Source organism: Apibacter sp. B3919 (assembly GCF_026537405.1).
Lineage (GTDB): Bacteria > Bacteroidota > Bacteroidia > Flavobacteriales > Weeksellaceae > Apibacter.
In genome coordinates, this window is sequence record NZ_JAFNMG010000010.1 from 1 (window position 1) to 812 (window position 812).

Below are 812 nucleotides of genomic sequence, written 5' to 3' on the forward strand. Positions count from 1 at the left end.
TAAAAATAATATAAACTAAGTCCGGTGACATGTCCATTTTCTACTGTTACTCCACTCCATGGTATCTCATGTAAATTATTCTCCGTTATATCCCATTTTTTCCATTGATATGAGCCACTCCAATTCGAGCCGTTCAATTGGTTATAAATATCTACTAAGGCTTGGTATTCTTTTTCAGGTACTTTCGGTAATTCTAAATTTACTTGGGAAAATCGTAGATAATTGTCTCCCATGTAGGTATTATTTTGTGTATATTTTTCTTGATATAAATATAGATCATCTCCTTTTTTAATTGTGGATAATAAATTCTTAGGAATCGTAACCACCCCTTTTTCTGATATTGGTAAATTCCCGCTTACTCTTTCTCCTCTCAAATAGAGTATCGTGGTGGGTTTTTGACTGAAATCATTTTTGGTTCTATTATATAAAAATAGTTGGGGTAAGCTTATTTCTACATCTTCCCCTTTATATGTGAATAAAGGTAAAGTAATGGTTTGCTTACTTAAGTCGTAATATGTTATATTGTAAGGTAATAAGCCTTCTACTTCTGAGATTCTATTGTTGTAAAAATATACCGTTTTTAGGCTTTTGATCTCTTCCAGTTCTTTGGGTACTTTTTGTAAGTAATTATGTGATAAATCTATATATTCCAGCTTGTTTTTGAAAATCGACTTGGGTAGGTCTGTAAGCTGATTTTCATTGGCTTCTAATTTTATTAAACTCGTCATATTTCCTATGGTTGAGTTTAATTGGGTTACCTTTGATTTACCTACATCCAGATATTTTAATTTCTGTAATTCTCCCCAACTTTC

1 pseudogene is annotated in these 812 nt (G+C 31.5%); it reads right to left on the bottom strand.

The annotated features are described in order from the left end of the window. A pseudogene (locus tag J3U20_RS10070) lies at positions 1-812 on the bottom strand (leucine-rich repeat domain-containing protein); the annotation flags it as partial.